Origin of the sequence: Oscillibacter sp. KLE 1745 (assembly GCF_000469445.2) — a bacterium.
Classification (GTDB): Bacteria; Bacillota; Clostridia; order Oscillospirales; family Oscillospiraceae; genus Oscillibacter; species Oscillibacter welbionis.
In genome coordinates this window covers 53,417-67,147 of sequence record NZ_KI271721.1, presented here as the reverse complement: position 1 = coordinate 67,147, position 13,731 = coordinate 53,417, and the positions used below count along the sequence as shown (strand labels likewise).

The window sequence follows — 13,731 nt, the reverse complement described above, 5'->3', positions numbered from 1 at the left end:
GGCCACCGCGCCCAGGTCCATGGCCTCCTGGGGGCAGGAGGACATCAGCATGGCGTAGCCGGTGGTGCGGCAGGTCATGAAGTCGGTGTGATCGCCGAAGATAGAGTGGTGGTTGCTGGTCACCACGCGGGAGGCGATGTGCATGACGCTGGGCAGGAATTGGCCGCCCATGGCGTACATGGCTGGGATCATCAGCATCAAACCCTGGGAGGATGTAAAGGTGGTGGTCAGGGCGCCGGCCTGCAGGGAGCCGTGGCAGGTGCCCGCGGCGCCGGCCTCAGACTGCATCTGGATGACGTCCACCGTGGAGCCGAACAGGTTCTTCCGCCCCTTGGCGGACCACTCGTCCACCTTCTCCGCCATGGGAGAGGACGGGGTGATGGGATAGATCGCCGCGACCTCTGTGAACGCGTATGCCACATGGGCCGCGGCCGTATTGCCGTCCATGACGGCAAATTTCTTTTTCATCGGGATACTCATCTCCTGTTATAAAATGCGCCGCATTTCCCTGCGGCGATCCCGCCCGGCAGATGGGTGGGTGCTTGTGAAAAGCCGCGGCGGCACGATAAGGGGGGATTTGCATATCGTACCGCCGCGGCTGCATGATGGATTCTCTTTACTTCTATGCGCGACGTCCAGCAGAGCTTACACGAAGTTGCACACGCGAGCGATGGCCATCTCGGTATAACCCAGAGACTCGGCCTTGGTCTGCTTGCCGCAGGCCACTTCCTGCGTGAGCTTCAACAGCTCCTGCCCCAGCTCCTCGATGGTCTTGGTACCGTAGATCAGGGGGGAGGCATCCACATCGATGTTGTCAATCATATTGGCGTAGGTCAGTTTGTTGCCGGTGATCTTGATGACGGGGGCCAGGGGATTGCCGGTGGGGGTGCCGCGGCCGGTGGAGAACACCACAATCTGGGCGCCGCCGGCCACCATGGCCGCCACAGAGGAGGGGTCGTTGCCCGGGGTATCCATGATGACCAGGCCCTGCTTGGCCTCCACCTGCTTGGCGTAGTCATAGACCGCCATGACAGGGCTATGGCCGCCCTTGTGGATGCAGCCCAGGGACTTCTCCTCCAGGCAGGTCAGGCCGCCGGCCTTGTTGCCGGGAGAGGGGTTGCCCTCACGGACTTCCTCGCCCACCAGGCGCAGGGAGTCCTCATAGCGGTGGACGATCTCAAAGATGCGGTCGTGAACCTCCTTGTTGATGGCGCGGCGGGCCAGCAGGTGCTCGGCGCCGATGAACTCAGTGGTCTCAGACAGGATGGAGGTGCCGCCCTCCTTGACAATCAGGTCGCTGAGCTGGCCGATCAGGGGGTTGGCCGCCAGGCCGCTGGTGGGGTCAGAGCCGCCGCACTCCGTGCCGATAATCAGCTCGGACATGGGGAACTCCTCCTTCTGCAGCAGGGAGGCCTCCTCCACCATCTCCTTGGCGTAGCGGACGGCCATGTCGATGGCCTTCAGGGTGCCGCCGGCCTCCTGGATGATGACCTGCTTCAGGGGCTTGTTGGTGCGCTCCTGGATGGCCTTCACCACCAGGTCCATCTGGCAGTTCTCGCAGCCCAGGGACACCACCACGGTGCCGTAGACATTGGGGTTGGCGGCATAGCCGGCCATAACGTCCATGGTGAACTGCTGGTCGGGAGCCACCTGGGAGCAGCCCAACTGGTTGTTGAAGGTGACGGAGCCCACCACCTGCTGGGAGATGATACGGGTGGTATCAGAGGCGCAGACACTGGCAGGCAGGATCAGGACCTTGTTGCGGACGCCCACGCGGCCGTCCGGACGCTTGTAACCGTAGAAATTCATACTCGTATCCTCCTTCTCAGCCCTTGCTGTCCAGGTTTTCCCGGTGCTCTTCCAGGTTGTGGCAGTGCACGTGCTCGCCGGCCTTGATGTCCCGGGCCGCCAGGCCGATGTGCTCGCCGTACTTGACGATGGGCTGGCCTTTGGCGATGTCGCAGGCAGCCAGCTTGTGATAGATGGTGATGTCCTCCGCCGCAGTCAGGCGCTTCTCCTCGCCCGCGCACATGTAGGTGACGGTCTCGCCCTTCTTCACGGGCTCGATGGCGACCACCACGTTGTCCACGGGCTCAACGATCATGCCGTTCAACATAATGTAATACTCCTTTCGTTCCTCAACGAATATGTGTAATGGGGATCAGTGCTTCTCAAACAGGGCTTTCTGTGCCTCGTCTTTCGGGAACTTGGGGCAGCCGAACTTCTTGGCCCACCAAGAGGTAATGATGGGGACCAGAATGGCGGTCAGGATGGCAGACGCCGCCACCTGAGAGGTGGCCACATCCGCCCACTGCGCCCAAGAGGGATCCGCCTCGGCGATAACGGCGGGCACTGCCACGGCGTTGCCTGCGGTGGTTGCCACAGCCCAGCCGGCATAGCCGGGACGGCGGCTGATGAAGCGGTCGCACAGCACAATGAAGGCGCCGCCGATGAGGCAGGTGACAAGGCCCAGCAGAATGCCCTGCGCGCCGCCCTTGGCGATGTTGGTCAGGTTCATGCCAGCGCCCAGGCAGAAGCCCACAAAGGGCAGCAGGATGGTGCCGGCGGGGGCCAGGAAGTCAGACAGGTCCTTGTCGATGTTGCCCAGGATCATACCCACCAGGATGGGGCCGATAGCAGCCACAAGGGCCATGAAGGGGATATCGGCCAGGCCGCCGATGCCCATAGCGATCATGGTCAGCATGGGGCCGTCGTTGATGGCCAGCAGAGGCATGGCCGCCTGGTCCACGGTGTCACCGTAGGAGTTCATCAGGGCCAGATAGATGGAGCCGTTGGAGTTCGTGACGGCGGAGATGATGGCCAGAGAGCTCAGGCCCAGCACACCGGTGGGGCCGAACACCTTGCCCACCACAATGCCGATGGCGGCGCCGATGACGAACTTGGAGATCAGCAGCACACCGCCCCGCTTGACAACGCCGCCCATGTCCCGGACCCGCAGCGTGGTGCCCAGGCAGAACAGCTGGATACCGATGGCGGTGTTGGCGCCGGCACTGGTGAAGACGGCGGTGGTGAAGGAGCCGATGTTGGTGACCTCCGGAAGGAAGGTATTGATAATCGCGCCGAGCAGCATCGGGACGACCATCATACCTGCGGGGATCTTTTTCAGGAATCGCATGATCATGGTCTTTCTTCCTCCTCAATTTGTTTGCTGGGGGGGCAGAGGGCCTCTCCCCTGGCCATTTGCGAGCATTCCCCGCATGAGCGGCCGATCATGCGGGCCGTCACACCAAAGGGATTTATCTTAAAAAAGCCCCGTTGTCAGGGACTCTGGCCACGGATCCTGTCCCAGCCGCCGGACGGCTCTGGGACCGCACACAGATCTCCGTGCAAGAGGGACACCAAGACAGACTCTTGTCAGCGCGGCGCCCTTTTCTGTTCCTTATGTCGAACTCAGTTCTTATTTTGGATTTTTCGGTCGCATTATATCATGCCGTTCCCAGTTTGTCAATTCTCAGACAAGCCAAAGTTTCGCGTTTCGGCCAGCTTTTCGATCTCCGCCTGGGCAGTCAGGAGACTGCGGCGGACCAGCTCGATCTTCTCTTCCCGGCAGCGGAAGAGCGGTACGGAGATGCTGAGAGCCGCGAACACCGTTCCCTTCCGCCGCAGCGGCGCGGCCCAGCAGGCCAGCTGGTCCGTGGATTCCTCCCGCTCCATAGCCAGTTCCCCGCGCCGGACCGCCTCCAACTGGGCCAGCAGGGTTTCCACATCCGTGATGGTCTGCTCTGTCAGCCGGGGCAGGCCCCCGGCATACAGCGCCCGCACCTCCTCGTTCGTCAGGCCGCTGAGCAGAGCCTTACCGACGGCAGTGGCGTTGGCCGGCAGGCGGGTCCCCACCCAGGAAATCAGCCGGATGGGCTGGGGAGAATCCTCCCGCGCCACATACAGCACCCTGTCTTGGTCCAGAATGCCCATCTGGCATGTCTCCTGGCATTTGGAAGCTACCTCCTTCATCACCTGGGTAATGGGTGCCAGCCCCCGGTCCGCCGAGAAGGCCGCTCCCAGCACCAGCGCCCGGGGACCCATAGTATACCGGCCCGTCCCATCGTCCTGCCGGAGGTAGCGCCGCTCCTCCAGCGTATGTACGATGGGAAACAGGCTGCTCTTCGGGGCATCCAGGGCCTGTGACAATTCTGTCAGCGTCAAGCCCTCCTCTGAGCCGGACAGGCTCTCCAGAATATCCAAAACCCGGGCTGTGGCCCGATGCTGTCCCTGTGTCATATCGTGCTCCTTCCACGCCGGCGCTCTCCGCCGCCGATTGATTTCTCCAGGCCGATCATATCAGATGCCGCTTCGTTTGACAAGCGGGCATGCGCCGCCGCCCTGTTTTCCAACCGGCGGGATTTTACCAGATCTTCTCTTGACATTCAGCGCCGTTTTGTTATACTAAAGCCTGTTTTTCGCGCCCCGCCTGTGCGTTTTCAAAATCTCACCCCGCGGGTTTGGAGCCAGCGGTCCCGGGGCCGTATGAAGGAGGACTTTTCTATGAACGCAGCATATCTGACGCCGGCCATCACACTCTTCAACGAGGATGGCACGCTGGACCTGGCCAGCCAGGAGCGTCTGTTCAACAATCTCATCGACCAGGGCGTAGACGGCATCCTGGTGGAGGGCAGCAGCAGCGAGTTTTTCGCCATGCCCATGAACCAGCGCCGGGAGATGGCCAAATTCGCCATCGAGAAGATCGACCACCGGGTGAAGCTGATCATCGGCACCAGCCACATGGTAGCGGACGAGATCATCAGCTTTTCCAACTTCTGCCTGGACGCAGGAGCCGACGCCGTTATGATCCTGCCGCCCTACTACTTCCACTTCGGCCCCTCCGCTCTGCTGCAATACTATGACCGCCTGGCCGAGCAAATTCACGGCGATATCTACATCTACAACTTCCCTGACAACACCGGCTACACGATCCCGCCTGAGACGGTGCTGGCTTTGGCCAAGATGCACCCCAACATCGTGGGCATGAAAGACACCGTTCCCGGCATGGACCACACCCGGGAGCTCATCAAGGTCGTCAAGTCCCAGATCCCCCAGTTCGAGATCTACTCCGGCTTTGACGACAACTTCGCCCACAATGTACTCTCCGGCGGCAACGGCTGCATCGGCGCCCTCAGCAACGTGGTGCCGGAGATCTGCGCCGCCTGGGTCCGCGCCTTCCGGGAGAACGACCTGGCCGGCATCGCCAGAGGCCAGCAGACCATCGACCGTCTGATGGACCTGTATGCCATCCGCAGCCCCTTCCTGCCCGTCATCAAGGAGGCCTGCCGCCTGCGGGGCATCGCCGCCACCAGTGCGGGCACCTTCCCCATGCCCAGCGCCACGGTGGAAGATGACGCCAGAATCCTGGAGCTGCTGAACCGGGAGGGCGTGCAGTAATCTGCTCCCCCCCTGAAGCCGCACCGCCCCAGCCGCCGTTTTCAAAACGGCGGCTGGGGCGGTCTCTTTTTTATCAGAGAACTCCTCATGGCAGCTCTATATGGACGGACGTGTGGAACACCGGCTCCACCAGGCCGGGGATCTCCACCGCATCGGTGAAATGGACATCTTCCGTAAATTCCTTCAGCAGGGAGACGATATAAGGATGGGGCCGCTCGTCCGGACGTCCGGCGGCCACGCAGACCACGGCGGCTTTCGGCTGGAGCAGCCGCAGCAGCTTCCGGGTGGTGGAGGACAGGGAGGCATGGTGGGGCACCTTCAGGATGTCGCAGGGGGTGGCGGTCTGCGTCTCCCACATGTGGGCGTAGGCGTCGCCCCCCAGAACGATCTCCTTCCCATGGTAGTACAGCCGCTGGCGCAGGCTGGAGACGTTCATGGACTTTCCCCAGTGAATCAGGTCATAGCCGTTCCGCTCCCCCCGGAAGGCGGCGTCGTACACCGCTCTCTGCCGGGGGTACAGGGCGGGCTCGCCGAACAGGATGTCCATGGTGAGGTCGTCCGTCAGCCGGAGACACTCCATCCGGTCCCCCGGCAGCTCCTTGATCCGGCCGATCCGGTCTCCGTACCGCCGCAGGGGGCCGGCGTACAGGTCCATACACCGCAGCACGTTCCGCGCTGCCTTGGGCAGGCCGTTGTCTCCGTCCGGGTCCAGAGGGCCGGAATCGGCGGGGGGCGCATAGGGGGTCAGCAGCTCGCCCACAGTGACGGTCTCCAGCACCCGGCCCAGACCACCGATGTGGTCCCGGTGGAAGTGGGTGACCAGCAGGATATCCAGATGCGCCACACCTTGACTTCGCAGGAAATCCCCGGCAAAGATCCGGCAGGAGCGGGGGTCCTCCACCGGCGGGTGGTCGTCCCGCTCCAGGCTGTCGTGGCCGCAGTCCACCAGCATGGAAAAACGCAGCCGTTCCCCCTCCATCTCCCGGACCAGGATGGAGTCGCCGTTGCCCACGTTGATGAAGTCCAATACCAGCATGTCCAGCCCCCCTGTTCGATTGTTGCTATTACAATATCACAAGGCGCCGCCCCAGGCAATCGAAACCGCAAACGATTGCCGCCAAATTTTTGTCTTAAATTTTGACGTTCTGATAAAAGGGACCCTGCGGCACAACGCCGCAGGGCCGCTTCTTCTCCAGTTCACAGGCTCCGCAAGGCGTCCACCAGGGCGGTCTTTCCCTCCGTCCGGGCGTCCTTCATCTTGATGATCCTGGCGGGGGTTCCGGCCACCACCGCGTTGGGAGGGACGTTCTCCGTCACAACAGCGCCCGCGGCCACCACAGCCCCGGCGCCGATCCGCACCCCCTCGATCACCACGGCGTTGGCGCCCACCAGGACGCCGTCCTCCACCACTACCGGGGTGGCGGAGGCGGGCTCCACCACCCCGGCCAGCACGGCTCCGGCGCCGATGTGGCAGTCGTCTCCCACCGTGGCCCGTCCGCCCAGGACAGCCCCCATGTCGATCATGGTGCGTTTGCCCACCACAGCACCGATATTGAGGATGGCCCCCATCATGATGACGGCACCCTCGCCGATCTCCACCTTCTCCCGAATGATGGCCCCGGGTTCGATCCGGGCCTTGAGATCTTTCAGGTCCAGCAGGGGCACGCCGGAGTTCCGGCGGTCGTTCTCCACCACGCAGTCGGTGATCTTCTCCCGGTTGTCCTCCAGGATGGGCGCCAGCTCGGCCCAGTCCCCAAAGACGATGCGGCTCTTTCCCTCACCGAACACTTCAGCGGATCCGAAGTCCACCGGAGCCGACAGGTTGACGTAAATCTTTACTGGGGTCTTCTTGGGGGAATCTGCGATATAGTTGATGATTTCCTGTGCATTCAAAGCCATCACGCTCCAAACAAGATTTTTTGCAGGTCATAGACCCCTTTGGGCCGCCCAGGCAGCAGCCGGGCGATGTGCAGGGCCCCGTTCACAAAGATCTGGCGGCTGGCAGCCCGGTGGGTCAGCTCCAGTTCCTCATCCGGCCCAAAGAAATGGACCGTGTGGGTCCCGGCCACGGTGCCGCCCCGGAGTGCGTGGATGCCTACCTCATCCTTCTCCCGGCGGCCGCAGTTCCCCTCCCGGCCATACACCGGCCGCAGGCGGTGCTGGGGATCGACAGCTTCCAGCAGCAGCTTTGCGGTGCCGCTGGGGGCGTCCGCCTTCTGGCTGTGGTGGGTCTCGGTGATCTCGATGTCAAAATCCGGCCCCAGCACCGGGGCGATGACCTGCAGGGCCCGGGCCAGCACCGCCACCCCCAGGGAGTAGTTGGCGCTCCACAGCACCGGGGCCGCAGAGCCCAGGGCAAAGAGACTCCCCTTCTCCGCCTCCGTATACCCGGTGGTTCCAGAGAGGAGTGGCGTCCCCGTCCGGCGGACATAGGAGGCGACCTCCGGCAGAGCCTCCGGGCGGGAAAAATCCATCACCACGTCCGCTACACGCCCCAGTCTGCCCAGCTGGCCCAGATCGTCCCGGCCGAAGACGGCCTCAATCTCATCCCCGGCGGCCGCAGCGGTCTCCCGGATCAGCGTCCCCATTTTGCCCCGGCCGATCAAAATGATCCTCACAGCAGTCCCGCCTCCTCCAGCGTCCGGCGGAGTGTGGCGGCGTTGGCCTCCCCCATCTCGCACAGGGGCAGCCGCATGGGACCCACGTCCAGCCCCATCATATTCATGGCGGCCTTCACCGGGATGGGGTTCACCTCCAGGAACAGGTCGTTCATCAACTGCAGGTACCGCAGGTGGTTCTCCAGGGCCCGGGCATGGTTCCCGTCCAGCCAGTCCGCCACGATCTGGCGGCACATGGCGGGCATCACGTTGGCGTAGACGGAGATGACGCCGCTGCCGCCGATGCTGAGGATGGGCACAGTGATGTCGTCGTTGCCGGAGTACAGGGCGAAATCCGGTCCCACGCAGCGAGCGATCTTCATGGCGTAGGACATATCGCCGCTGGCTTCTTTGATGCCGGCGATGTTGGGGTGCCGGGCCAGCCGTTCCACCACGGAAACCGGGATGGAGCAGCCTGTACGGCCCGGCACATTATAGAGGATGCAGGGAATGTCCACCGCGTCCGCCGTCTCGGCGAAGTGGCGGTACATCCCCTCCGCGTTAGCCTTGTTGTAGTAGGGGGAGATCAGCAGCAGGGCATCCGCCCCCATGGACTGGTACAGCCGGCTCTTCTCGATCTGGGTGACAGTGCAGTTGGAGCCGCTGCCCACCATCACCGGCACCCGGCCGTCCACCACCCGGATGGTGTGCTCCACCACAGCGGCATCCTCCTCATGGCTCATCGTGGAGTATTCGCCGGTGGTGCCCAGGGTCAGGATGCCGTCGGTACCGGCGGCGATCTGCCGCTCCAGCAGCTCTGTCAGCATATCGAAGTTGACGCTGCCGTCCTGGCGGAACGGGGTGACCATGGCGACAATGGAACCTTGCAGATGTTCAAATTTCATGTGAGTGTCCTCCGTCTTTCTTTTTGTCCGTTGGTTGAAGCAACAAAAAAGTCGGTAGAGACACGCCCCTACCGACAGCTCTTTCACACCTCTGCACCCATGCAAAAAGCGGAGTTCCCTGTAAGCGGATAGCGCCCCCGCGGAAAATTCCGCGGACAGTCCCGTGGGTATTCCCCACGGACCCACCCCCTGCCCATACCTGACCAGGGAGTTCGGCGGACTTGCCTCCCCCACGATCCTCGCCCGTCGGCTCCCATGGTCTCGTCGCATCCGCGCCTCTATCTCATTTTCTGGTATCATACCATTACATTCTCCCTTTTGGCAAGGGAAAAAACGGAAAAAAGCGCGTCCGGCAGTCCCGTTTCCTTGTCAAAAGGGACGAAAAATCCCGGTTCCTCTGGTCACCCAACCGTGTCTGTGGTATGATATGATTATTAATGTCATCTCAGAAGGGGAGGTCCTGTCCATGTCCGCCGTCGATTACCGCCGTGCCCTGCACCGCATCCCGGAGCTGGATAACCAGCTGCCGGAGACGGTTCAGCTGGTCCAGCGCATTTTGGCCCCGCTGCCCTGCCGGGTGTTCTCTCCCATCACCGGCAGCGTCTGCGCCTGGTTCGACGCAGGGAAGAGCGATGCCGTGGCATTTCGGGCGGAGCTGGACGCGCTTCCGGTGACGGAGGCCACGGACCTGCCCTACGCCTCTGTCCATCCCGGGCGGATGCATGCCTGCGGCCACGATGCCCACACCGCCATGGTCCTGACCCTGGCGGAGTATGCGGCGGAGCATCTGGCCGAGCTGCCCCGGAACGTGCTCTTCCTCTTCCAGCCGTCGGAGGAGACCACCGGCGGCGCCGGAAAGCTGTGTGAGAGCGGCGTGCTGGAGCGCTACCGGGTCCGCCGGATCTTCGGCCTGCACCTGTGGCCCGGCCTGGAGGCCGGGACCATCGCCTCCCGCCCCGGCCCGCTGATGGCACGGTCCAACGAGGTCACCGTCACCGTGGAAGGCCGCAGCGTCCACATGTCCCGGGCGGACGAGGGGCTGGACGCCCTGACGGCGGGCATCTCCTACCTCCAGCGGGCCTATGACATGATGGAACAGCTGCCCCCGGACCAGCCCCGGGTGCTGCGGTTCGGCAAGATGGTCTCCGGCACAGTCCGGAACGCCATCAGCGGCCGCACCGTGCTGGAGGGGAGCCTGCGCACCTACCGGGAGGACACCTTCCGTTTCTGCCGTCAGCAGCTGAAGGACATCGGCCGGTCCGTGGCAGCGGAGACCGGCTGCAGCCTGGACGTCCACCTCAGCGAGGGTTACCCCGCCGTGTGGAACCACGAAGAGCTCTATCAGAAGATCGCCGCCCAGCTGGGCGATAACGCGCCGACCCTCATGGAAAAGCCGGTGCTGGCGGCGGAGGACTTCTCCTTCTACCAGCAGTATGCGCCGGGGCTGTTCTTCTTCCTGGGCACCGGGGATACCCCCCAGCTTCACGCCCCGGACTTCACCTTTGATGACGAGGCCGTTCTGCCCAGGGGCGTGGAATTTTTGAAAAAGCTGCTGATGCTGCCGTGAGGACAGGCAAAATCATACGCAAAAGGCCGCCGGAGGGGATCCCCTCCGGCGGCCCTGCTTTCTCTTTCCGCCCGCGGTCAGTTTGTTGTCTCCGCCTCGTAGCGGACATAGGCCATATAGGTGGTTCCGGTCCCCTCATCCCAGCAGCTCTGATAGACATAGATCTGCCCCGGCCGCTCCGGGTCGGCATAGTAGGGACAAAGCTCCCCGGTGTCCGGCAGCTCCGCCTCTCCAGCGTAGGAGAATCCCTCCGGGCACGCCTCTGGATGGCGGCCCACGCCGCCTGCCTGCACATACACCGTGCCATCCACCGTGACAGTGATCGCCGCTGTCTCCGGCTCAGAATCGTCTGTGCCGTCTGCTGCACCGTTCGCCGCTCCGCCGGACTCACCGACCTCCGCCGTGTCCTCCGTGACGGCAGAGGCGCCGCCGCTTCCAGTGGCTCCGTCCCCCATGTTCATCTGTGACAGGAAGAATGTGGAGCCCACGATCATCAGCGCCAGGCAGGCCGCCACCGCGCCGGTCCAGGGGAATTCCCGCTGCTTGCGGTACGAGGCGGGCGGCGGCGCGGCCTCCCGGATGAACGCATCCCGGATATCTCCCACAGCATCCAGCAGCTGTTCCCTTGTCATAGGGTGAATCCCTCCCTCTCCAAGTGTTCCCGCAGGTCCTGCCGCAGGCGGAACAGCGCCGCGGAGACCGTCCCCCGCCGCCTGCCGCTCCAGGCGGCCAGCTCCTCCACGGAGCAGAGATACCAGTACCGCCGGACAAAAAGCACCCGTTTCTCCTGGGGCAGGGATTCCAAAAAGCGGTTCAGGCTCTCCGCCAGGGCGGCGGCCTCCACCTCCTGTTCCACGCCGCCGGAGGCGGGCAGGCAGTCCCCCAGCTCCGTCAGCGCCAGTTCCGCCTGTCCCTGCCACCGCTTCTGGGCCCGCAGGGCCCGCCAGCGGTCCAGGGACAGGTTCCGGGTGATTTTCCCCAGGAACGTATCCAGCCTGCCGGGGCGGCTGGGCGGCATGGCCTCCCAGGCCCGCAGCCAGGTGTCTCCCACGCACTCCTCCGCGTCCTCCCGCAGGGCCAGGATGCGGAAGGCGATCTGGTAGCAGTAGCCGCCGTACTTGGCGCTGCTCTCCGCAATGGCCGCCTCGTCCCGCTCCCAGTACAGCTCCACGATCCGGGCATCCTCCAATGCCGTCCCTCCTCTCCACTTCTCTACACGCAGTTTCCGCACAGAGCTTACATGTTGTTTTGATTTTACCATAATCTTTTCGGAATCGGAATGGTGTTCTGACGGGAAACCTTGATTTGTTCACACTTTTCCTGTATCATGGGTTTCAATTCGGCCCATCTGAAAAAGGAGGAATTGGGTTTTTATGCCATTTTCATTTGACTTCGGAGGCTTTGACCCCAGTGCTTTCGGCGGTTTCAGCGGCGGGGACGCCTCCCAGCCCCAGCGTCCCAAGCGGGAGCGGAAGCCCCGCAAGGCCATTGGCAACGCCTTTACGCGGACGCTCATCAATCTGGGCGTGACGCTGCTGTTCGGCCTGGGGTACTTTTACTTCGAGCTGCCCGCCCTGAACTTCCACGCGGAGGAGTTCTATGTCTTCGTGTTCCTGCTGTGCGCGGTGTACTGCGTGTGCGCCGTGCTCACCTCCGGCTTTCAGGGGGAGGGCGTGAAGGGGTACTTCGGCTTTGTGAAAAAGCAGTGCACCATCCCCTTCCTGGTCCTGGTGGCTCTGATCGCCGCCATCATCATCGGCGGCCTTACCTCTTGGGTGGTAATCCGGGCCGGAAGCTACAGCAAGCTGCTTTCCATCAAAGATGGTGATTTTGCTTCCGAGGTGGAGGAGATCTCCTACAATCAGATCCCCATGCTGGACGAAGACTCCGCCGCGCGCCTGGGCAGCCGCAAACTGGGCGAACTGGCAGATATGGTCTCCCAGTTTGAGATCCTGCCCTCCTACACCCAGATCAACTACCAGGGTCGCCCGGTGCGCGTGACTTCCCTGGCCTATGGAGATCTGGTCAAGTGGTTCACCAACCGCTCCGCGGGCCTGCCCGCTTATCTGATTATCGACATGGTGACCCAGGAGGCGGAAGTGGTCCGCCTGGACGAGGGGATGAAATATACCACCGCCGAGCATTTCGGGCGGTATCTGCCCCGCCACCTGCGGTTCCACTATCCCACATATATGTTTGCCGATCCGGTGTTTGAGATCAATGAAGAGGGCGAGCCCTACTGGGTCTGCCCCCGCATGGTGAAGACCATCGGCCTCTTCGGCGGCACGGACATCCAGGGGGCCGTTCTGGTGAACGCCGTTACCGGGGAGAGCCAGTATTATGAGGAGGTCCCCAACTGGGTGGACCACGTCTATGACGCGAATCTGATTATGGAGCAGTACGATTATTACGGAATGTACCACAACGGCTTTATCAACTCCATTTTCGGCCAGCGGGATGTGACGCACACCACAGAAGGCTACAATTATATTGCCATCGGGGATGACGTGTATATGTATACCGGTGTCACCTCTGTGACATCCGACCAGTCCAACATCGGATTCATCCTCTCCAACCAGCGGACCAAGGAGACGCACTTCTATTCTGTCGCCGGCGCCACAGAGGCGTCCGCGCAGGCCAGCGCCATGAGTCAGGTCCAGCAGATGCGTTACGTGGCCACCTTCCCGTTGCTGCTGAACATCGCCGACCAGCCCACCTACTTCATGTCCCTCAAGGGTGAAGACGGTCTGGTGAAGATGTACGCCATGGTGAACGTCCAGCAGTACAACATTGTAGAGACCGGCAGCACCGTAGCGGAGTGCGAGGCCAATTACCGCCGGGCACTGGCCGACAGCGGCCTCATCTCCGACGGGGATGCGGAGGCTGTTCCCTCTGACCAGGAGGAGATCAGCGGCGCCATCGCTGAGATCCGCACCGCTGTGCTGGACGGCAATTCCTACTACTTCCTGCGGCTGGAGGGACAGGACACCTTCTACGCCGTCAACGCCGCGGAGAACCCCCTGGCGGTGATCCTGAATGCCGGGGATCAGGTGACTATCGCCTACACCGCAGGGGAGGGCGGCGGCATTCTCTCCGGCACCTCCGTCGCCCGGGCCGGAGAGACCCCCGTGACCTTCACCCCGGAGGAGGCGCCAGCTGATGCCCCCGCCGAAACGGGCCAGCCGGCAGAAGATGCTGCCTCTTCCAATCAGCCCACCTGAAAATGCAGTCTCACAGCAGGCCCCGCCGCAGATTGCGGCGGGGG

Annotated in this window: 13 protein-coding genes, 1 pseudogene and 1 riboswitch; of the genes and pseudogenes, 3 read left to right on the top strand and 11 right to left on the bottom strand. The window is 62.9% G+C overall.

The annotated features are described in order from the left end of the window. The 5 genes and pseudogenes from HMPREF1546_RS08700 to HMPREF1546_RS08680 form a co-directional block, all read right to left on the bottom strand. Positions 1-468: pseudogene (locus HMPREF1546_RS08700) on the bottom strand (pyruvate:ferredoxin (flavodoxin) oxidoreductase); the annotation flags it as partial. Positions 469-645: 177 nt separating this feature from the next. Continuing rightward, positions 646-1,809: a UxaA family hydrolase gene (locus HMPREF1546_RS08695; protein ID WP_021749725.1), complete on the bottom strand. Its 1,164-nt coding sequence runs from the start codon at positions 1,807-1,809 to the stop codon at positions 646-648. 16 nt (positions 1,810-1,825) lie between these two features. Next, positions 1,826-2,116: a UxaA family hydrolase gene (locus HMPREF1546_RS08690; RefSeq protein WP_021749724.1), complete on the bottom strand. Its 291-nt coding sequence runs from the start codon at positions 2,114-2,116 to the stop codon at positions 1,826-1,828. 45 nt (positions 2,117-2,161) lie between these two features. Beyond that, entirely contained in the window at positions 2,162-3,142 is a 981-nt protein-coding gene (locus HMPREF1546_RS08685; RefSeq protein ID WP_021749723.1) for a 2-keto-3-deoxygluconate permease, read from the bottom strand. Positions 3,143-3,465: 323 nt separating this feature from the next. Next, complete coding sequence (locus HMPREF1546_RS08680) at positions 3,466-4,239, bottom strand: IclR family transcriptional regulator (RefSeq protein ID WP_021749722.1); 774 nt, start codon at positions 4,237-4,239, stop codon at positions 3,466-3,468. A 264-nt stretch (positions 4,240-4,503) separates the two neighbouring features. Here HMPREF1546_RS08680 and HMPREF1546_RS08675 point away from each other — a divergent pair, with 264 nt between their 5' ends. Continuing rightward, positions 4,504-5,397: a dihydrodipicolinate synthase family protein gene (locus HMPREF1546_RS08675; protein ID WP_025544502.1), complete on the top strand. Its 894-nt coding sequence runs from the start codon at positions 4,504-4,506 to the stop codon at positions 5,395-5,397. Positions 5,398-5,482: 85 nt separating this feature from the next. Here HMPREF1546_RS08675 and HMPREF1546_RS08670 read toward each other — a convergent pair whose 3' ends face one another. From HMPREF1546_RS08670 to dapA, 4 genes are all read right to left on the bottom strand, one after another. After that, positions 5,483-6,433, bottom strand: a complete 951-nt coding sequence (locus HMPREF1546_RS08670) for a ComEC/Rec2 family competence protein (RefSeq protein ID WP_021748597.1) — start codon at positions 6,431-6,433, stop codon at positions 5,483-5,485. Between the two features lie 161 nt (positions 6,434-6,594). After that, a complete protein-coding gene (gene dapD, locus HMPREF1546_RS08665; protein ID WP_021748598.1) occupies positions 6,595-7,296 on the bottom strand; it encodes a 2,3,4,5-tetrahydropyridine-2,6-dicarboxylate N-acetyltransferase in 702 nt (233 codons plus the stop codon). Continuing rightward, positions 7,296-8,015 (bottom strand): 4-hydroxy-tetrahydrodipicolinate reductase, encoded by a 720-nt coding sequence (dapB, locus tag HMPREF1546_RS08660; RefSeq protein ID WP_021748599.1) that lies wholly within the window; start codon positions 8,013-8,015, stop codon positions 7,296-7,298. Before dapB ends, dapD begins: the two co-directional genes overlap by 1 nt. Next, entirely contained in the window at positions 8,012-8,899 is an 888-nt protein-coding gene (gene dapA, locus HMPREF1546_RS08655) for a 4-hydroxy-tetrahydrodipicolinate synthase (protein ID WP_036629911.1), read from the bottom strand. Before dapA ends, dapB begins: the two co-directional genes overlap by 4 nt. Positions 8,900-9,020: 121 nt before the next feature. Continuing rightward, a riboswitch (Lysine riboswitch) is annotated at positions 9,021-9,188 on the bottom strand. A 177-nt stretch (positions 9,189-9,365) separates the two neighbouring features. Here dapA and HMPREF1546_RS08650 point away from each other — a divergent pair. Beyond that, positions 9,366-10,466: a M20 family metallopeptidase gene (locus HMPREF1546_RS08650; RefSeq protein ID WP_036629913.1), complete on the top strand. Its 1,101-nt coding sequence runs from the start codon at positions 9,366-9,368 to the stop codon at positions 10,464-10,466. Positions 10,467-10,543: 77 nt separating this feature from the next. Here the strand turns inward: HMPREF1546_RS08650 and HMPREF1546_RS08645 are convergent, their stop codons facing one another. Next, positions 10,544-11,098 (bottom strand): hypothetical protein, encoded by a 555-nt coding sequence (locus HMPREF1546_RS08645; protein ID WP_021748603.1) that lies wholly within the window; start codon positions 11,096-11,098, stop codon positions 10,544-10,546. Beyond that, positions 11,095-11,655: an RNA polymerase sigma factor gene (locus tag HMPREF1546_RS08640; RefSeq protein ID WP_036629916.1), complete on the bottom strand. Its 561-nt coding sequence runs from the start codon at positions 11,653-11,655 to the stop codon at positions 11,095-11,097. Before HMPREF1546_RS08640 ends, HMPREF1546_RS08645 begins: the two co-directional genes overlap by 4 nt. A gap of 184 nt (positions 11,656-11,839) precedes the next feature. Here HMPREF1546_RS08640 and HMPREF1546_RS08635 point away from each other — a divergent pair, with 184 nt between their 5' ends. After that, the gene (locus tag HMPREF1546_RS08635) at positions 11,840-13,687 is read left to right on the top strand and encodes a hypothetical protein (RefSeq protein WP_021748605.1); all 1,848 of its coding nucleotides are present in this window, start codon (positions 11,840-11,842) and stop codon (positions 13,685-13,687) included. The last annotated feature ends 44 nt before the right edge of the window (positions 13,688-13,731 follow it).